Raw genomic sequence first — 19,319 nt, forward strand, 5'->3', positions numbered from 1 at the left:
ACCGATCAATCCGCGACCTTGTAGGATGCTTGCGAGGGCCGGGATGACAGACCGTCATCACGGACTATCTTCTGCATGAACGTGCCTCCGCGCGTCCGCTGTCACGTGGCCGCGCCGGAAAGCTGGCGCCCCGCCGGACCACGTTCTGATGACGCAACGGAGAGCATGCATGGCTCAATCGACGACACCATCCAACGCCGCGACCCGCAGCGAGACCGACAGCTTCGGTCCGATCGACGTCGCCGCCGATCGCTACTGGGGCGCGCAGACCGAGCGCTCGCGGCAGAACTTCAAGATCGGCCACGACCGCATGCCGATCGCGATCATTCATGCACTCGCCATCGTCAAGCTCGCCGCAGCCGAGACCAATCGCGAACTCGGCCAGCTCGATGCACGCCGCGCCGACGCCATCATCAGCGCCGCCAGGGAAGTGATCGAGGGCAAGCTCGACGATCATTTTCCGCTGGTCGTCTGGCAGACCGGCTCGGGCACGCAAACCAACATGAACGTGAACGAGGTGATCGCCAACCGCGCCAACCAGATGCTCGGCGGCGAGCTCGGCGCCAAGCAGCCGATCCATCCGAACGATCACGTCAACATGAGTCAGTCGTCGAACGACTCGTTCCCGACCGCGATGCATATCGCAGCGGCCAGCCGCATCATCGCCGACCTGATCCCTGCCCTCACCGAGCTGCATCAGGCGTTGCACCAGAAGCAGGAGGCGTTTGCCAGGATCGTGAAGATCGGACGCACGCATACCCAGGATGCGACACCGCTGACGCTCGGCCAGGAATTCTCCGGCTACGCCGCGCAGGTCGAGAGCGGCATCGCGCGGCTGCGCACTGCGGTGAAGGAGCTGTTTCCGCTGGCGCAGGGCGGCACTGCTGTTGGCACCGGCCTCAACTCGAAGCCGGAATTCGCCAACGCTTTCGCCAAGCACGTCGCCGAAATCACCAAGCTGCCGTTCACGAGCGCGGCAAACAAGTTCGAGGCACTCGCGTCCAACGACGCTTATGTGCTGGTGCATGGTGCGATCAATTCGGTGGCGACCGGCCTGTTCAAGATCGCCAACGATATCCGCTTCCTCGGCTCGGGCCCGCGCTCCGGCCTCGGCGAGCTGGTGCTGCCCGAGAACGAGCCGGGCTCGTCGATCATGCCGGGCAAGGTCAATCCGACCCAATGCGAGGCCATGACCATGGTCTGCTGCCAGGTGTTCGGCAATCAGACCACGATCACGGTCGCCGGCAGCCAGGGCCATTTCGAGCTCAACGTGTACAAGCCCGTGTTGGCATATTGTATGATAAATTCCATTCAGTTGCTGTCTGATGTTGTCCGCTCATTTACTGAGCATTGCGTTGTCGGAATACGCGCCGACGAAAAGCGCATCAACGAGCTGATGCAGCGCTCGCTGATGCTGGTGACGGCGCTCGCGCCCAAGATCGGTTACGACAACGCAGCCAAGGTCGCCAAGTCGGCGCACGCGCACGGAACGACGTTGAAGGAAGAGGCTTTGCGGCTCGGATTCGTAACTGCCGACGAATTTGATCGCCTCGTGCAGCCGGACAAAATGACACACCCCGGCTGAAGTGAAGCGCGCAATGTCCGGATAATTACGGTCAGCGCGCGTGATATAATTATGGATCATAACGCCTAAAGGCTAAGGCTGTTTGCCTATCAGCTCTGCGCTGGCGCATGGTACAGACGTCTAGTTTTCGCAGAGCGAAACGGATTCTTTGATGCTATCACAAGCATCAAATGGGGATTCGGGATGGATATCGAGCCGGCGCTTAGCGCGATCGCTCTTGCTTTCGTCACGATGCATCACCAATTCCGCTCTGGGGACGATGAGGACGACGAGCATGGGCGACGTGGTCAACCTGAAACGATTCAAGAAGCGCGGTGAGCGCGAACAAGCAGCAAAGCAGGCCGAAGCCAATCGTGCGCTATTCGGTCGCACCAAATCCGAACGAGCGCGTGACGAATTTCTCGGCGAGCGCAGTGAGCGCGTGCTCGATCAGCACCGCATCGAAAGTGGTGACGCATCATGAAGTCTCCGGTCGTCAAGCGGTCGATCGTCGTCGCCGGTCACAAGACCAGCGTCAGCCTCGAAGAAGCCTTCTGGAACGGCATGAAGGAGATTTCCGGTCTGCGGAACATGACGCTGTCGGAATTGGTCGGCGAGATCGACAGCAATCGTCAGCAGGGCAATCTGTCCTCCGCGATCCGGCTTTTCGTGCTCGACTATTTCCGCTCGCGCGCCACTCCTGCGGTGCCGACGGATGTCAGGCCGCAACAGGTCGACACGCGCCAGCAAGCCTGATTGCCTTGCCGACCGTCGCTTCGGCAGACGGTCGTTCCGCCACGCGGACTTCAGCATGAAGGTCAATCGCATCGTCGCGAACGTTGCCGCATCAGATGTAGCGGCAGCGAAGTCGTTCTATCACGACATCCTCGGCCTCGACCCGCTGATGGATTTCGGTTGGATTGCGACTTACGGTTCATCCGAAACGATGCAGGTTCAAATCAGCTTCGCTTCCGAAGGCGGCTCCGGCACGCCGGTGCCCGATCTCTCGATCGAGGTCGACGACCTCGACGAAGCACTGCAGCGGATGAAGGGCGCCGGCATCGCGATCGAATACGGACCGGCGGACGAGCCATGGGGCGTACGGCGCTTCTACGTCCGCGATCCGTTCGGCCGGCTGATCAATGTTCTCCAGCACCGATCGTAGGCTCTGGATTTCCGTTCCGACGGGTCTTCATCACGCGAACCGGTGACCCACCTCGCCTGAAGACACTCGCTAGTTCTGCACCGCCGGCCGCGGCGGCGGATTGGCGACCTGCGGCGTCAGCGACAGCGGCGGCCGCAGCGGCCTCGACCTGGCCGCACCGGGCACCGGCTTGACCTCGATCGGCGGCGGCAGCGGCGCCAGCTGCGGCTGGCTCGCAACCGGCGCAGGCGGCGCAATGGCGGGCGCGGTGACGACCGGCGGGATGATCGGCGGCCGCGGCGCAACGACCTTCGGCTTCGCCGGCGCATGACGTGGATCAGGGCCCGGCACCGGCAAGTTGGCAGAGGGCGCCCCCGCCGAATTTGGATTGGACGCATCCGGCGCCGGCGCGGCGGGCGGCGGAAGGGCTGCCGGGGTCGGCGGCGGCACTGGTTCGCCGCGCTCGATCGCGTCGAGCCGCTTGGTCTCCCGGTCGATCGCGCGCACCGCAAGCCATGACGACAACGCCGCAATGTCGATGCTGCGCGACAATCCGTCCGGCGTGCCTACGGCGAGCAGCTGGATTTCCGGGCGGCTGCTCGCAGTGCCGATCTGCGTCGGTGCCAGCGCGGCGCGGATGTCGGCCTGGTCGGCTGGAATATCATAGCCGCCGGACACGATGACGTTGGCACCGCTCGCGGCAAGCGTGGTGGTGCCGAACCGGACGCGGCCGTCACGGATGTTGAAGGGGATTTGCGCCGAAGCGACCGCCAGCCCGCCGGTTGCCAGCGCCGGTTCGACGATCTGCTTCAGCCGCGTGTCGTCGGTCGCCTGCCCGGAATCGCTGGCGCGGATCGCAACGTCGAACGCGCGCGGATCGAGCCCTGGAAGGTTCAGCCCCTCCAGCGTCACGGCGCCGCTGCCGGACAGCGCACCGATCAGCGCCGAGGCGCTGCGCCCCTGCGTCAACAACGTCATCTGCATCGAAGTGCGTGCCTTGGGCATCGCGAGGCTGCGATAGCGCAAAGCCGAGCCGTCGACACCCGAGAGCTGCACATTTGCATTCAAGGCAAGTCCGTTGACGCCCTGCCGCGCATCGATGGAGGCGGTCGCCTCGCCGCCGCCGATCTTGCCCTTGACGCCGTCGAAGGTCAGCGACTGGCCGTCCGACCTGATGGTGCCGCTGACCGGCTGCAGCTCGGCCCCGCCGGGCAGCAGGCCGTGCAGCGCTTCGAACGTGACCTTGCCGCGCCAGGCGCTCGTCAGTCCCTGGCCGAGCGGCTCCGTCGCATCGTGACCGGCCGCGCCGATCGCCGCCGTGAAAATCGGCGCCAGCGTGATCTGATCGAGGCCGACTTCGCCCTCGATGCTCTTCTGGTCGGCGAGCGTCAGCGCCAGCCGGCCGCGCAGCCGCGAACCGGCGACGATGCTGTCGAGATCGTCGAAGGTCAGCCTGTCACCCGCAAGCGTGACCCGCGACGACAGGCGGATGTTTGCCGCCGGATCGGATGATTTCAGACCGAGCAGCGGACTGAGGTCGGCGCTGCGGACGCGAAGGCTGATGTTCGATTTGCTCTCCCCGGCCCCGTTCTTGGACCACGGCTCCGCGGTCCCTTCCGCATCCGCGTCGAGCCCGGCGCCCCAGAGCCGTGCCTTGAGCCGCAACGGCGCCTGCCACGCGCCGCTCACGTTGCCCTCGAACTGCGTCGTGCCCGCACCGGCTGCAACCGCACGGTCAAGCCCAAGCAGCGCCAGCAGTGCATTGCCCTCGCCGGCGGAGAATTTCGCCTCGGCCGTCACGTCGCTGCTGCGAAGTGCGTCGAAATCCAGCGCACGGATCGCAGTTGCCGGCGGCGTCGCCGAGATCACCGTATTGCCCTTGAGCTGCGGCGTGTCGAGATCGATCGTCGCGCGCGCGCTGACCCGATCGGCGGTCTTGCCTTTGCCGAGGTCGAGCGCAAGCCTGGCACGGACCGGACCGGCGTCCGCGCGCAGCACACCGAGCCGCGTGGCAAGCGCCGGCGCGAACGGCTGCACCACAGCGGTCAGCCGGCCGAGCGACGCGGCGGTCGCATCGACCGCGAGCTTGCCGGTCGCATTGGCGCGATCGAAATTGCCACTGCCGTCAAGCGTGACATTGTCGGGCTGACCGATCCTCACGCGCTCGAGCACGATGCTCTTCGGGCTGTAGGCGATCTTCGCGAGCAGCGGCCGCAATTCCTGCCCCGAAGAGATCGCGCGACCGATATCGAGCGACAGTTGCGCCTCGTCCGGCCATTCGGCTTGCGGGCCGGCCAGCGAGCGGATGAAGGCTGTGGTCGCATCGAGGTCGAGCCGCTCCGCCTTCAACTGCGCCTCGATCTTCGAGCCGCTGGTCGCCTCGCGATGCGCGACCGCGATGCGGCCCTCGACCGAGCCGCCCTCGATCTCCGCCTTCATCGCGTCGATCGAAAAGCCGGATGGCGACACCGTGACGTCGCCGCGCAACCGCAGCGGCTTCTGGCTGCGATAGGCGATGTCGCTCCGCCCCTGCAGCCAGCTCATCAGCGTATCGGGGTCGGACGATTCGATATTGAGCGCGGTCTTGAAGCTGTTGGCGACGCCGGTCTGCGCGCTGGCGCCGCTCATCGAGACCCGCGTCGATCCCGGCGCGCGAAACTCCAGCCGGCGCACGGTCCATGATTTCGCATCCGATTGCAGCTCTGCCGAGATGTCCTGCAACGGGCGGCCGCCGAGCATGATCTGCTCGGAGGTGAGCTCGACCTGCGCAGGGATCGGGCTTTGCGGGAGACCCGACAACACCGCGCGCATCGCCGGGAGCACGCGCACCGGCTCGACATTGCCGTTGCTGCCGTCCTTGGCGTTATCCTTGGCGCTATCTTTGGCGGCGAACTTGTCGCCATCGAGCTGTCGTGCTGAAAGCGATGCGCGCAGCAGCGGCGACGCGCCGAACCGGAGATCGCCATTTCCTGCGAGCTTCAGCGCGCGGTCTTCGCCGCCATAGCTCACCTCGACCTGGTCGAGACGCGCCGCCGAATAATCCGATTTGATCCTGGCCGCGATACGCCAGGGCGGCATGTCGCTGCCGCCGCGCTGGCCAGGTGTGCCCGCCAGCGTCACGCTCCCCTCGAACCGCGGCGCGCGGGCCTCGAAGGTCAGGATGCCGTCGAGATCGGCCGACACTGGCCGTTGCCCGGGATCGATGTTGAAGTGCAGGCGGGTGCCGCTGCCATCTGCGCTTTGCCCGGACGAGATCCGAAACGGGTAGCGGTTGCCGTCGAACATGAAATTGCCGTCACCGCGGATCGCGCCGGCAAGCGAGCGAACATCGCCGCTGAAGGCAATGTCGTTCAGCTCGAGCGTGCTGCGGCTTGCGGCGTCATGCAGTGTGATGCGGCCGGTCAGATTGAGACGGTCGATCGCCAGCGAAGTGAGGTTGAAGCTCCCGCTCGACGGCGACCAGTCGATCCGCCCATTCGGATCGAGCCCGAGATCGAGCGACATGCCATTGACGGTGAGTTCGTTCGCGCGCCATTCGCCGCGCATCAGGGAGCTCAGGCTGAGCTCGACGTCGAGATTGGCGGCCCCGACCTTGCCGCGGTCGTTGGCGCCGCCGACGGTGACGTTTTTCAACCGCAGCGAGGGCGCAGGCAGCAGACGCGCGTCGAGATTGCCGGCGACACGAACCGGCATGCCGATGATCTTGGACGCCTCCGTCTCGAACTGCGGCCTGAACTGGTTCCAGTCAACGAAATACGGACCGACCAGCGCGGCCACCAGCGCAAGAATGAAGGCGATTGCCAGGCCGAGCAGTGTCGTCTGCACGGTGTCTCCCTTTGAGCCCGCTCCGCGGCAGCCTCCTTATGCTGAACCCTTTGCCAACCCTTGGCCGGAGCAACCCAAATATAGAGACAAGTATGGCGAAGTCACAGCGGCTTTACCGCTGCGACGTCAGGCGGATGACGGTTTTCCGCTCAAGCGTGCGTGCACACCGGCCTTCCGCGGCAGGATTACTGCCCTGCCGCGCATCCTGGATGTCGCCACATCCGGGATGTCACCAGCTCGCAGGTAGCCGCTTCAGCCCGCGCAGCACGAAGGTCGGCCGCCACTCCGGGTTTTCCGCGTCATCGAGCCGCAGGTCGGGGATTCGGCGCAGCAGCGTCGAGATCGCGACTTCGGCCTCGATCCGCGCCAGCTGGGCACCGAGGCAGAAATGGATGCCGCCGCCGAACGACAGCGGCCTCACGTTCGGCCGCTGGATGTCGAGCTTCTCGGGATGGTCGGGATAGACCGCCTCATCGTGGTTGGCCGAGCCCAGCAGACACAGCACGCTCTCCCCCTTCGGGATGCGCTTGCCGCCGAGATCCTCGATGTCTTCCAGTGCGACGCGGCCGGTGAGCTGCACCGAGGAATCGTAGCGCAGGAACTCCTCGATCGCATTGGTGATCAGGCCGGGATTGGCCTTCAGCAGCGCGAGCTGGTCCGGATTGCGGAACAGCGCGAGCAGGCCGTTGCCGATCAGGTTCACGGTCGTCTCATGGCCGGCGCCGAACAGCAGGATGATGTTGGCGGTGAGTTCCTCGTTGGTCAGCTTCTGGCCGTCCTCCTCGGCCTGCACCAGTTGCGTGGTGAGGTCGTCACCGGGCTGCTTGCGGCGCAGCTCGAACAGCTGGTGGAAATACATCGCGGCCATCGCGTTGCCGGCGTTGCCCTGCTTGATTTCCTCCGCCGTCAGCGGCACCGGCTCGAGCAGGCGCCCGCCGTCGCGCGAGCCATTGTAGAAGGCATCGCGATGCTCCTCGGGGATGCCGAGCATGTCGCAGATGATCGTCACCGGCAGGCGGAACGCGAAATCCTCGATCAGGTCCATCTTCCCCTGGGGAATGATGCGATCGAGCGTTTCGTCGACGACGTGCTGGATGCGCGCGCGCATGTCCTCGACCCGGCGTGCGGTGAACGCCTTGACGACGAGGCCGCGCAGGCGGGTGTGGTCGGGCGGGTCCTGCTGCAGCATCCAGTGGCTCATGCTGCGGATGACCGGCTCGTCCATGATCTTGGGGCCGTAGCGGCGGATCGAGCGCTCGACATAATCCTTGCCGAACCGCTTGTCGCGCAGCACGAGGCTCGCCTCGGCGTGACGGCTGGCCACGAAGGCGCCGTGCGCGTTGACATGCATCGGATCGAGGCGGCGTAGCCGCTCATAGTACGGATAGGGATTACGAATGAATTCGGGCGCCAGTGGGTTGAAAAGCGGCTCGCCGCTGGCCGGCTGAACTTGCTCGTTCATGGTGACCTCGTTCGTGCGCTACGCCGGTGCCTGCACTCTGGCGCGCCTTGGTGTCATCCTCAAGACCGCACCAACACGGGTACGGCCATTCTGGTTTTAGCAACTCTCGTTTTATAAAGCGCAACTCGATACACTCTTGTATCGAGTTGCATTCTGCCCTAAACTGCGCCGATGTCAAGGGTTCGAACCAGACCGACACGGGACGACACCTGCGAGAAGCTGTTCGAGGCGGCGGCGCAGGTGTTCGAGGAACAGGGAATCGGCGGCGCCAGCATCGAGACGATCGCGGCCGCGGCGGGTTTCACCCGCGGCGCCTTCTACTCGAACTTCAAGAGCAAGGACGAGCTGATCTTCGCGATGCTCGAGGATCACGTCGAGCAATCGATCCGGCGCAACCTCGATTTGCTCGCCAAGCACAAGGACCTCGCCGACTTCCTGGAGGCGCTGCGCACCGTGGACCGCACCCGGCAGGATCCGCTCGGCCGCTCGCCTCTCCTGCATATGGAGATGATCCTGTTCGTGGCGCGCGCCGAGAAGCGCCGGCCCGAGCTCGCCAAGCGCCTGCGCGCGCGGCGCAAGCTGATTGCCGACATCGTCGAGACCGCGCAGAAGAACAGCGGCAGGAACGCCAGACTCAATCCGGACTGGACCGGCGCGATCGTGCTGGCGCTGGAAGATGGTTTCCGCCTGCACCGCCTGATCGATCCGGAAACCACACCGGCCGACAGTTGCCTGCGCGCGATCACCGACCTGCAGCGGGCGATCGGGGTTTCATCCGCCTGATGCGTCAGGCCGCGCTGGCGACCTTGTGTATCTGGCCGGCGACGGCGCGGACCTTGCGCGGCGAAGCCTGCCAGATCGCGAATGCCGACAGCAGGCTGACGGCAATGCCGAGCAGGAACGCGCCCGTATAGCTGCCCGAGAGATCATAGAGTTGCCCCGTGATCCAGGGGCCGGCGGCTCCGCCGGCGAGCGCGGCCAGCATCACCGTACCGAAAATGCTGCCGTATTGCTTGCCCTGGAAGATCTCCAGCACCACCGGTCCCATCACGGATGTCAGGCCGTAGCCGAGCGCACCCTGGGTGAAGACCATGAGATAGATCAGCGTCATGCTCGGCCAATATTTCAAGGCGGCGAGCGCGGCAAAGCAGATCACGAAGCCGAAGCAGGAGATCGCCCACACCCATTCGCGTCCGATGCGATCGGAGAGATGCCCGAGCCAGATCTGGCCGGGAATGCCGAGCAGGCTGACGACGCCGAGCGCCCAGACGCCGACATTAGAGCTGAAGCCGATGTCGAGCAGGAACTTAGTCTGGTGCACCTGCACGGCGTACCAGATGTACAGGCCGCAGAAATAGCCGGTCGCAATCCACCAGAACCGCGCGGTGCGCAGCGCGCGCGACAGCGTCCAGTCGGTGCCGGCCCACACCGGATCGACGATGTTCGACGCCGGCCTGGCCGACGTCGCCGTCGGCGCCGCATCGCCGTCCGGCTGCAGCCCGATGTCCTCCGGCTTCTTGTGCAGCAACAGGTTGATCGGCGCCAGCACGACCAGCACCAGGATCCCCATCGCGGTGCAGGCGGTGCGCCAGCCGGTCTGCTCGATCATGTGCTGCACCCACGGCAGCAATGTCACCGAGCCGATGCCGACGCCGGCGAAGGCGAGCCCGATTGCGAGGCCACGGCGGCGGGTGAACCAGTTCGGCACGAACAGCGACTGGCCGGAATAGCCGAGGCAGACACTGCCGGAACCAACCAGCACGCCGATGGTGAGATAGAGATGCCAGGGCTGCGTGGTCAGCGGCGCCAGCAGCAGGCCGGAGCCCATCAGCAGCACGCCAAGCTCCATCACCGCGCGCGGACCGTTGCGGTCCATCAGCCTGCCGATCAGCGGGCTCGCGATCGCGGAGGCGACGAAGCCGAACGAGAATGCGCCCGCGGTAACACCGCGCTCCCAGCCGAATTCGGAGATGATCGGCGGATAGAACAGCGAGAATGCCGTCCGCGCGTTGACGCCGATCGCCATGGTGACGAAGGTCACCGCGACGATGATCCAGCCGTAGAAGAAGGGAAGTCGCATGGAGGTCTTCGTTGCCAGTGTTGGAGGACGAATACCTGTTTCAGCCCGCGCCCCCTGACGGTCAAGTCCCATCGACCGGCAAGGTGGCTTCAAGGGCGGGTATTCCACCCGCCCGCGTCAATTCGCTCAATCAACGGTCCAACTTGTGTGAAGCAATTCATAGACAATCAGGCCTGGCGCGGCAGACTTGCGCGCTATGTCAACCACCCCGGCCATATCAGTTGACCTTCTGTTGCCTGCGGGACTTCCGAGTACGCTCCATCGGACGACTGGCAGCCCCGGATACGACGATGGCGATCGCTCCAGCGGTAACGCCGCGCTCCCGGCCAATCTTGCCCGTGATCGGCGGGAAGAAAGGAGAACACCGCTCCCGCATTGACGCAGATCAACGGAAACGAGTTTCGCCGCGGCGATGATCCAGCCATGAAGCCAAGGAACGCATTTGCGTGTTCAAGGCGCCAATGCCTGCCTGGTCCGCACCGTATCCACCCGTTGGGCGGATCGCGATTGCGCGCCCACGGACGCCCCCCTCAAAGGTTGCAAACATCACACTGTACCAGCGCACTTGGCTGGCACACCCATCCGGATGGAGCCTTCCTTTATGATCTTGATGAAGATATCCTTTTCGCGTTGGTGTTCTGTTTTTTTGTGCCGGATTTTAGTCGCCTATCAGTAAATTTTGCAGAAATATCAATCATATGATGACCCCATCGGTCCCGGAAGTTCGCCGACGCCTTGCGGCAATCCTCGCGGCAGACGTGGTCGGCTATACGCGCCTGATGGAGGCGCACGAGGAAAACACCCATACCCGGCTGATGCGTTTGCGCTCGGAAGTCCTCGACCCGGGCGTCTCGGCGCAAAACGGCAGGATCATCAAGAATACCGGCGACGGCTTCCTTGCAACCTTCGATACCGCGCGCGACGCGACGCGGTGCGCACTTTCGCTGCAAGAAGCTCTGGCCGTGAATACAGCCGGGATGCCCGCCGACGAGCGCATCAGCTTTCGCATAGGGCTGAATGCCGCTGACATCATCGTTGAAGAAGATGACGTCTATGGCGAGGGCGTGAACATCGCGGCGCGCCTTCAGAACTATGCGCAAGCGGGCGGCGTGGTGGTTTCGGGAGCCGTCGCGGAGCAGATCGGCCAGGACCTCGACGTCAGCGTGATTGATCTTGGCGATCTGCATCTTCGCAACATGGGTCGGCCAGTCCGCGTGTATGCGCTCCACCGACCCATGCAGCCCGCGAAGCTTGTCGGCGAAGCCCCGGTGGGTTCGGAACCTCGTCCCTCGATAGCCGTTCTGCCGTTCCGAATGAACCTGGCCACTCCGGAAGAGGGGTATTTCGCCGATGGTGTCGTTGACGACATCATTCGCGGCCTTGCCGGGCTCAAGGAGCTTTTCGTCGTATCACGCGGGTCCAGCCTTGGCTTCAGCGGCCGAAACATAGACGTGCGCGAGATCGGGCGTCGGCTCGGGGTTCGCTATGTCCTCTATGGCGGGATTCAGAGGACGATGACCTCGGTCCGTATCGTGACCGAGCTCAGCGACGCCGAGTCGGGCGAAGTCATTCGTTCGGATTTGCACGAAGGCGACCTTCGCGAACTCTTTGCGCTTCAGGATCGGATTGCCGTCAATGTCGTCAGACAGATCGCGCCGCAGGTTCGCGAGCGTGAGCTTATGCGATCGATGCGCAAACATCCGCAGAACCTGACCGCCTACGATCTCGTACTGCAGGCGCTCGATCTGTTGTTCCGGATGGACTACGATTCCTTCTCCAAGGCGCGGGGCCTGCTCGAGCAAGCCATTTCATACGACCCTAATTTTGCGCTGGCCTATTCCTACGTCGCGCTGTGGTATGTGTTCCGGATCGGGGAAATCGGATCGCCGGATCCCGAGGGTGATGTCATCGCCGGCGCCAGATATGCCAGGGAGGCTATCGATCGAGGCGGTGACGATGCATTCGCCTTGGCGGTGTATGGTCACGTCCAGTCATTTCTGCTGCATGACTTTCAAAGCGCAAGGATTGCCCTCGACCGCGCTGTTGCCGCCGGCCCGAGTTCAGCCATGGCCTGGACCATGGCGAGCGCAACATCCGGCTTTCTTGGTGATGGCCCTGCCGCCCTGCGCCAAGGTGAACAGGGCGTCCGGCTCTCGCCGCTCGACGCGCGCTCGTTCTGGCACGAGGGATTGTTCGCCCAGGCTCACTACGTGAATGGCGACTATGAGCAGGCATTGGAGTGGGTACGTGGCGCACTGAACCGCAACGGACTTATTCGCTTCAATCATCGCCTGCTCATCGTCACGCTCGGTGCCTTGAGCCGTCGTGAAGAAGCAGCGGAGGCGGCGCGCCGCTACCTGGAAATTCAACCCGGATTCCGTATTTCGTCCTACGCGCCACGCTGCCCGTTTCGCGGCGAGGCATTGCAAAGCTGGCTCGGCCACCTGCGATCGGCGGGGCTTCCTGATTGACTGATACTGCTGACGACAACTGCCGAACAAGGGAGCGACGTCAATGACAGGCAACACGGGTAACACGGGCAATACCGGAAACACCGGCAATACGGGAAACACCGGCAATACGGGAAACACCGGCAACGTCGGAGGGGGCGGTTGGTTTATCTCAGACCGCGTCGACTTGCCGTTCGTGACACGGCTCGATCCCTCCGGCACAAACGAGCTTGGCAGCCTGCGACGGACGCCGCCGGCGCATTTCGGCAGCCGACAATGGTCGGCAAACTGGTATGCGTGGCGTGTCCTGCATCAGTTCATCGCCAATGCCCCCGGCTGGGCAACGACCATCGATGCTGACGTCACACTCACACAGATTCGGACCGATTTGGTCACCGGCTATGCCGCCCAGATCGACAACCTCGTGCTCGCCGCGCGGGATGAACGGCCGGATGCGATGGGCTTGATCCTCTCGCAGGACGCTGAATTCTTCACGGATTTTCTGGCTGTGCTGACCGCGAGGCCCGGCTCGCATACGCAAACCTGGCGCCTGTTGAATATCGCGAGTTTGATCGGGTCCTTTGCGGCATTGTATTTCAAGGACAAGTACGATTTGCCTCGACCGTCACAGATTTGCCCCGCATTGCTGCCGCCGATCCAGGTCCCCGGTCACTCGTCCTGGCCGAGCGGGCATTCCACCCAGGCGCATTTCATGAAGAACTGCATGCTCAGGGTGTTCGCCGCGACGGCGATGTCCGCGGCTGACCAGACCGTCTGGAAATCCGACCTGTCCATCCTGGCGGATTCGATCGCCCGAAACCGCGAGATTGCCGGCGTGCACTATCCGAAGGATTCGGAAGGTGGCGCCAGAATCGCCGATCTGCTGGACACCGTCATTCTGACACCAAACGTTGTGCCGATGTTTGACGCCGCAATCGCGGCTGCCGCAGGCGAATGGCAATGAGCACCCGGGACGGGCGGAGCCCCACATACGACACCGAAGGCCTGAGGAAGGTCATCAAGGACTCGACGACCAGCGTGCTTCCTCCCACCGGATTTCGCACGTTGGTCGCCTCGCAGGACGAGCTGACGGCGCTCGGCTTTCCAAGACGACCGGACCCTGTGCTGCAGCCGGCCGAGTATGCGTTCTGGCAGAAGATGTTTGGTCCGACGGTGGCGTTCGAGGCCTTCGATTTCCAGGTGCTTTCCCCCGTCACGGCGGGCCTGCGCCGATCGTTCGACCAATCGCCGCGGCGGGAAAGCAGCCTCAACTGGTCCGGTGCCTACATCACGCCGAGGGATGGCACCGTATTCTCGTCGCTCTGGGGGAAGTTTCAGGTGCCGACGCCAACCCAGCCGGCGAGCGACCGGGCCAGCGAGACCTATCACAGCTCGACGTGGATCGGCTTCGATGGCCAACGTCGGTACTATCGATCGACGCTGCCGCAAATCGGCACCGCGCAGAACATCGACCCTGCCACAGGCGCGGGCAACCCGACGACCTCGTTCTTCGCGTGGTGGCAATGGTGGGTCAGGGGCGACCCGGCCCAGGCGCATCCGATCACGCTCGTGTCGCCGAAGATTCATGCCGGCGATCTGATCATGTGCCTCATGCAGGTGGCGCCGGACCGCACCGGCGTATCGTTCGTGATCACGAACCTCACGACCAGTCGCTCCGTGCAGTTCTTTCAAACCGCACCCCTGACCCAGCTAGGGCAACCCTTCAGGATTCCCGGCGCAACGGCGGAATGGGTGATGGAGCGGTCGGCCCTCCCGGGAAATCCAACCCCGCTGCAGCTCCCGGACTACGGCACTGTGGTCTTCCACGACTGCGGCGCGTCGGCAATCAACATGGATACCGGAGCGACGGTGGAGCGCAATCTCTCCGGCGCGAAGCTCATCGACATGTACGTCGTGAAGGAGGGCCCGGAAAGAACCGAGAAGCCCTCGATTGCGAAGCCGATCGATTCGACGGAGTTTCTTACCTACTTCCGCTAGCGCGGCGTTCGACCCTGCGGGACTCGGCGCCGAAGAAATTGGAACTGCTGCCCTACCCCAGCGCGTGGCTTTCATGGCCGAAATAGGCACGCTCGAGCCGGCGTGCGAGGTCGCCCTCGCCGGTCACGGCCTCCAGCGCGATCGTCCCCTGCACCAACGCGTAGACCCGATCGGCACACGCCAGCGCCTTCTCGAGCAGCTGCTCGACCAGCAGCACCGAGGTGCCCTGCCCGCGCAGCCGGCCGATCACGTTGAGGACACGATCGACCAGCACCGGCGACAGTCCGGCGGAGGGCTCGTCGAGCATCAGCAGCCGCGGCCGGCGGACCAGACCCTGCGCCACCGTCAGCATCTGCTGCTGCCCGCCCGACAGCGCGCCGCCGCGCTCATGCCGCTTCTCGGCGATCTCGGGGAAGAACGACAACGCCTCCTCGATGCGCACGGCGCGTTCCGCGCGCGGCAGGTCGTAGCCGGCGAGCAGCAGATTGTCGGTCACGGAGATCTGCGTGAACACGCGATGGCCTTCGATCACATGCACGAGCCCGGCACGTGCGGCCTCGCGCGGCGTGACGTTGGTCATGTCGCGTCCGCCGAACCGGACGTGCCCGGCAGTGACGGGCAGCAGACCCGACATCGCGCGCAGCAGCGTGGTCTTGCCGGCGCCGTTCGGACCGAGCAATGCGACGACCTCGCCGGCGGCGATCGTCATGTCGATGCCGTGCAGCACGCGGATCTTGCCGTAGCCGGACTCCAGCGCGCGTACGTCAAGCAGAGGTTCAGCCGCCGAGGTAAGCACTGACGACCTCCTTGTGGACGCGAATCTCCGCCGGCGTTCCCGCCGCCAGGATGCGGCCGAGATTGAGCACGGTGACCTGGTGGCAGATGTCGAAGATCAGGTCGGCATGGTGCTCGACCAGCAGCACACCGGTGCCGCGGCCGCAGATCGCCTTGATCAGGCTGGCGAGCCGCTCGATCTCGTCATTGGAGAGGCCAGCCGCGGGCTCGTCGAGCAGCAGGAAATCCGGATCGAGCATCAGGGCGCGTGCGATCTCGATGAAGCGCAGTTCGCTGTGCTGCAGACGGTCGGCGCGCACATCGGCGAGCGCCTCGAGGCCGACGACGCCGAGCAGCGCTCGCGCCTTGGCGGCGAGCAGACGTTCGTCCGCACCGTTGCGCGGCAGTGCCAGCATCGCCTCGACGAAGTTGGCCCTGCCCTCGATCGAACCGCCGATCATGACGTTCTCCAGTACCGAGGCTTCGCCGATCACGCGCGGCGTCTGGAAGGTGCGTGCGATGCCGCTGGCCGCGCGTTTGACCGGTGCGCCCGCGGGCAACATCGCGTCGCCGAGCGTCATGGTGCCGGCCTTCGCGGCGTAGTAGCCCGAGATCACGTTCAGCGTGGTGGTCTTGCCGCTACCGTTCGGCCCGATCAGGCCGTGGATCTGGCCGGGCGCGACGTCGAGGTCGAGGCCGTCGATCGCCTTCACATTGCCGAAGCTCAGCGCGATGCCGCGCAGCTGCAGCGGCTTGCCGCCATCGCGCCGGCGCACGATGTCGGCGAGCGCCGCCGGGCGCGGAACGATGGCGCGGTTGCTGGCGAGCGGACGGCGATTGCGGAAATCGAGCAGCGCCGCGATGCCACCGGGCATCACCAGCACGATCAGCAGCAGCAGCACCGCGTAGAGGAAGGTCGACCACGCCGCGAGCGGCGCCGCAATTTCGGGCAGGATGGTCAGGATGATGGTGCCGAGCATCGGCCCGAGGATCGAGCCGCGGCCGCCGATCAGGATCGCGATGAAGAACAGCACCGAGAGATCGAAGGTGAAGGCATCGGGCGTGATGTAGGTCTGCAGGGTCGCGAACAATCCGCCGGCGATCGCCGCCAGCGCGCCGGCGAACAGGAAGATCGCAATCAGCATGTTCGGCTTGGAGATGCCGCTGGCTTCGGCGGCGACCTCGGCGTCACGCACCGCGATCAAGGCACGGCCGAAGCGGCTGCGCGCGACATTGGCGCTCATCCAGGTCGTGACCGCGGCGAACGCGATACAGAGCCCGTAGAATCCCCAAGGCGTGTTGAACGGCGCCGGGAATTCGGGGCCGGTGATGCCGATGCCGCCGCCGGTCACGCTCTGCCAGGCCAGCGCGATCTGGGTCACGATGGTCGCAAAGCCCAGGGTCGACATCGCGAAATAGAAGGTGCGCAGGCGCAAGGCCGGCAGACCGACGATCACGCCGAAGATCGCGCCGATCAGGCCCGCGATCGGCAAGGCGGCAAACACCGAAATCGCCGGCATCACGTTGCCTGCGACCAGCACGCTGGTCGTGTAGGCGCCGAGCGTCAGCAGCGCGACATAGCCGATCGCAAGATGCCCCGCGAAGCCGACGACCAGATTGAGGCCCGACACCAGCACCCAGTAGATCGCGGCGCGGGTGCCGATCAACACCCAATAGTCGTTGCTGACGAAGGGCAGCAGCACCGCCACGACCAAGATACCGAGGAACGGCACGACATGCGGCAGCGCGGCGCGCCATGCGCCGCTGTCGGTCCGGAGCGGCGTGGCTGCGACCGAGGTCATCACACTCTCCGCGCGGTCGAGGCGCCGAACAAGCCTTGCGGCGCTGCGAGCAGCACCACGATGAACAGCGTGAACACCGCGACCGAGGAGAAGATGCCGCCAACCAGGAAGTTCGCCGCCTGCTGGAACAGGCCGAGCGCCAGCCCGCCGATGATCGCGCCTCGGTTGTTGCCGAGGCCGCCGAGCGCCACCGGCACGAAGCCGTAGAAATTGAGCAGCGCGCCATTGGCGAAGAAGGCGAGCAGCAACTGCCCGCCGGAGAATCCGGCGATACCACCGACCACGCCGGCAAGCGCGTAGCTCGCGACGCGCAGATTGCGCTCGGGCAGACCGAGCGCCCGCGCCGCGAAATTGTCCTCGGCGATGGCCAGGAACGCGCGGCCGACCAGCGTGCGGCGGTAGAGATATTCAAGGCCGATGATGGTGATCGCGCAGGCAGCGACCGGCAGCCAGAATTTCTCGTCCCAAACGCCCTCGCCGAATCCGGCGATGCGCGGAAACGGTTGCGGCTCGGTGCCCCATTTGATCGCGGTGACCTGCTGGATCATCAGTGCGACCGCCAAGGTCGACAGCACGTAAAGATGCTGGTCGAGGCTCTTGAGCACCGGCCGCACCGCGACGAATTCGGTGATGATCCCGATCACCGCGCAGCACAGCAGCGTCAGCACGAAGCCGACAGCGATCGGCAGGCCGAGCTTCAGCGTGAACAGCGAACCGAACACGCCGCCCAGCATCGCAAGCTGGCCGGCGGTGAAGCTCATTACCCGCGAGGTCGAGAACATCGTGTTGTAGGTGACGCCGACCAGCGCGTAGATCGCGCCCGCCGCGAGACCGGATGCAAGGATAGAGGCCAGCATCGGCTGCGCCCTCTGCCTTCTATGTGTATCCCGGCGCCAGCGCGAAGGTGCCGTTCTTGGCGGTCGAGGATTCCGACATCACGATCTCTTCGGTCAAATAGCCGTTATGCTGGGTCGGCGAGAAGCGGTAATTGCCGAAATAACCGGGATAGGTCGACAGCGAATTCCAGTAGTTGACGATGCCGGCGCTGTCGGTCGAGCCGCTTTCCGCGACCGCCTTCGCGATCAGCTCGATGCAATCGATGCCGCCGGCGACCCACCACAACAGCGTGTCGTTCAGCGCGATATTGGCCTTGGTCAGGCGCGCGACGAGATCCTCGCTCTTCGGCGGCAGCTTGCCGGCGCTGTCATAGCTGCAGCTCTTGTAGCCGATCGCATAGACCTTCTTCCAGTTCTCCGGTTTTGCGACGAGGCTCGCAAGCTCCCCCGACGCCATCGAAGGGTGGCCGACGAACGGAACGTCCCAGTTCATCGCGGCGCGGGTGTTGAACATGCGCGCCTCCATGCCGGTCGAGACGCTCCACACCACGATCGCCTCGGCGCCGGCGTTCTTGGCGCGCAGCATGTCCGGCGTCATGTCGGGCTGGGTGGCGTCGATATTGGCCTGATAGACCACTTCGGCTCCGTCCTTCTTGAACGCCGCGACCGACGCCCCCACCGCGGTGACGCCGTAGCCGGTGGTGTCGCCGATCACGGCGACCTTCTTCACCTTGAGGATCTTCAGGCAATAGTTGCGCACGGCATCGTCCCACTGATTGTTCGACGGCGCGATGCGGAACGCATTGGGGAACTTGACCGGATCGATCAGGGTTTCGACGACGCAAGGATGCAGGTCGGGCATCTTGGCGCGCGCCATGATCGGCGTCGTCGCCAGCGCCTCACCCGAATTCAGCGGCCCCCAGATCGCGTGAACCTTGGCCTGGCTGATCAGTTCCTGCGTGGCGTTCACCGCCTTGGTCGGATCGCCCTGAGTGTCGCGCATCACGAGCTCGATCTTGCGCCCCTTCACCCCGCCCGCGCCGTTGATAGTATCGACCGCGAAGTTGACGCCGCGGTTGAAGCCGACCGTCGGCGCCGAGCTCGGGCCGGTGATCGCCGCGAGGCAGCCGATCTTGATCGGTTCCGATTGTGCGATGGCAGGAGCGGGGAAGGAGAATGATGCGGCGCCGAGTGCGCCGGCGCTGCCCAATAAAACGTCACGGCGTGAAATGGCCATGTGATGCACTCCCTGTTTCCCTCTCGGCGCCCGTCGTTTGTTGCGGGACGTCCGTTGATTGATTGTCCGCGCGCTCAGGGGCCGCGGTTGACGGGCTCAAGTTTGAGCTGGATGTGAAGGTCTTGTCCAGCCCCTCCGCGACATTGA

15 protein-coding genes are annotated in these 19,319 nt (G+C 64.6%); 8 read left to right on the forward strand and 7 right to left on the reverse strand.

Annotated elements, in window-relative coordinates:
* The first annotated feature begins 169 nt into the window (after nucleotides 1-169).
* The 4 genes from fumC to ACE103_RS30765 all read left to right on the forward strand — a co-directional run bounded on the left by fumC (nucleotide 170) and on the right by ACE103_RS30765 (nucleotide 2,729).
* Nucleotides 170-1,585, forward strand: coding sequence for a class II fumarate hydratase (fumC, locus tag ACE103_RS30750; RefSeq protein WP_375776103.1), 1,416 nt, complete (start codon nucleotides 170-172; stop codon nucleotides 1,583-1,585).
* A 274-nt stretch (nucleotides 1,586-1,859) separates the two neighbouring features.
* The gene (locus ACE103_RS30755; RefSeq protein ID WP_097674527.1) at nucleotides 1,860-2,048 is read left to right on the forward strand and encodes a DUF4169 family protein; all 189 of its coding nucleotides are present in this window, start codon (nucleotides 1,860-1,862) and stop codon (nucleotides 2,046-2,048) included.
* Nucleotides 2,045-2,320, forward strand: a complete 276-nt coding sequence (locus tag ACE103_RS30760) for a ribbon-helix-helix domain-containing protein (RefSeq protein ID WP_021077181.1) — start codon at nucleotides 2,045-2,047, stop codon at nucleotides 2,318-2,320. Before ACE103_RS30755 ends, ACE103_RS30760 begins: the two co-directional genes overlap by 4 nt.
* Nucleotides 2,321-2,375: 55 nt before the next feature.
* Nucleotides 2,376-2,729, forward strand: coding sequence for a VOC family protein (locus ACE103_RS30765; RefSeq protein ID WP_375776104.1), 354 nt, complete (start codon nucleotides 2,376-2,378; stop codon nucleotides 2,727-2,729).
* A gap of 69 nt (nucleotides 2,730-2,798) precedes the next feature.
* On the opposite strand, the gene ACE103_RS30770 is transcribed toward ACE103_RS30765, so the two are convergent.
* Both ACE103_RS30770 and ACE103_RS30775 read right to left on the reverse strand, forming a co-directional pair.
* Nucleotides 2,799-6,533: an AsmA family protein gene (locus tag ACE103_RS30770; RefSeq protein WP_375776105.1), complete on the reverse strand. Its 3,735-nt coding sequence runs from the start codon at nucleotides 6,531-6,533 to the stop codon at nucleotides 2,799-2,801.
* Between the two features lie 229 nt (nucleotides 6,534-6,762).
* Nucleotides 6,763-7,995, reverse strand: coding sequence for a cytochrome P450 (locus tag ACE103_RS30775; protein ID WP_375776106.1), 1,233 nt, complete (start codon nucleotides 7,993-7,995; stop codon nucleotides 6,763-6,765).
* Between the two features lie 171 nt (nucleotides 7,996-8,166).
* On the opposite strand from ACE103_RS30775, the gene ACE103_RS30780 reads away from it, so the two are divergent.
* Nucleotides 8,167-8,778, forward strand: a complete 612-nt coding sequence (locus tag ACE103_RS30780; RefSeq protein ID WP_375776107.1) for a TetR/AcrR family transcriptional regulator — start codon at nucleotides 8,167-8,169, stop codon at nucleotides 8,776-8,778.
* Nucleotides 8,779-8,782: 4 nt separating this feature from the next.
* On the opposite strand, the gene ACE103_RS30785 is transcribed toward ACE103_RS30780, so the two are convergent.
* On the reverse strand, nucleotides 8,783-10,075 hold the full coding sequence (locus ACE103_RS30785) for an MFS transporter (RefSeq protein WP_375776108.1): 1,293 nt from the start codon (nucleotides 10,073-10,075) through the stop codon (nucleotides 8,783-8,785).
* A 701-nt stretch (nucleotides 10,076-10,776) separates the two neighbouring features.
* Here ACE103_RS30785 and ACE103_RS30790 point away from each other — a divergent pair.
* From ACE103_RS30790 to ACE103_RS30800, 3 genes are read left to right on the forward strand one after another with little or no spacing between them, the layout of a single operon-like run.
* Nucleotides 10,777-12,546 carry an adenylate/guanylate cyclase domain-containing protein gene (locus ACE103_RS30790; RefSeq protein ID WP_375776109.1) on the forward strand — a complete coding sequence of 590 codons (1,770 nt, stop codon included), beginning with the start codon at nucleotides 10,777-10,779 and terminating at the stop codon, nucleotides 12,544-12,546.
* Between the two features lie 43 nt (nucleotides 12,547-12,589).
* The gene (locus ACE103_RS30795; protein WP_375776110.1) at nucleotides 12,590-13,489 is read left to right on the forward strand and encodes a phosphatase PAP2 family protein; all 900 of its coding nucleotides are present in this window, start codon (nucleotides 12,590-12,592) and stop codon (nucleotides 13,487-13,489) included.
* Nucleotides 13,486-14,523, forward strand: coding sequence for an A4/G1 family peptidase (locus tag ACE103_RS30800; protein WP_375776111.1), 1,038 nt, complete (start codon nucleotides 13,486-13,488; stop codon nucleotides 14,521-14,523). The genes ACE103_RS30795 and ACE103_RS30800 overlap by 4 nt, the downstream gene beginning before the upstream one ends.
* Before the next feature lie 52 nt (nucleotides 14,524-14,575).
* On the opposite strand, the gene ACE103_RS30805 is transcribed toward ACE103_RS30800, so the two are convergent.
* Genes ACE103_RS30805 through ACE103_RS30820 form a run of 4 tightly spaced genes read right to left on the reverse strand, consistent with a single transcriptional unit; the run spans nucleotide 14,576 to nucleotide 19,172 of the window.
* Nucleotides 14,576-15,319: an ABC transporter ATP-binding protein gene (locus ACE103_RS30805; RefSeq protein ID WP_375776112.1), complete on the reverse strand. Its 744-nt coding sequence runs from the start codon at nucleotides 15,317-15,319 to the stop codon at nucleotides 14,576-14,578.
* Nucleotides 15,300-17,099, reverse strand: a complete 1,800-nt coding sequence (locus tag ACE103_RS30810; protein WP_375776113.1) for an ATP-binding cassette domain-containing protein — start codon at nucleotides 17,097-17,099, stop codon at nucleotides 15,300-15,302. Before ACE103_RS30810 ends, ACE103_RS30805 begins: the two co-directional genes overlap by 20 nt.
* Nucleotides 17,099-17,956 carry a branched-chain amino acid ABC transporter permease gene (locus tag ACE103_RS30815; protein WP_223975500.1) on the reverse strand — a complete coding sequence of 286 codons (858 nt, stop codon included), beginning with the start codon at nucleotides 17,954-17,956 and terminating at the stop codon, nucleotides 17,099-17,101. Before ACE103_RS30815 ends, ACE103_RS30810 begins: the two co-directional genes overlap by 1 nt.
* Nucleotides 17,957-17,975: 19 nt before the next feature.
* A complete protein-coding gene (locus ACE103_RS30820; protein WP_375776114.1) occupies nucleotides 17,976-19,172 on the reverse strand; it encodes an ABC transporter substrate-binding protein in 1,197 nt (398 codons plus the stop codon).
* Between the last annotated feature and the right edge of the window lie 147 nt (nucleotides 19,173-19,319).

The organism is Bradyrhizobium sp. ma5, from assembly GCF_042258955.1.
GTDB lineage: Bacteria > Pseudomonadota > Alphaproteobacteria > Rhizobiales > Xanthobacteraceae > Bradyrhizobium.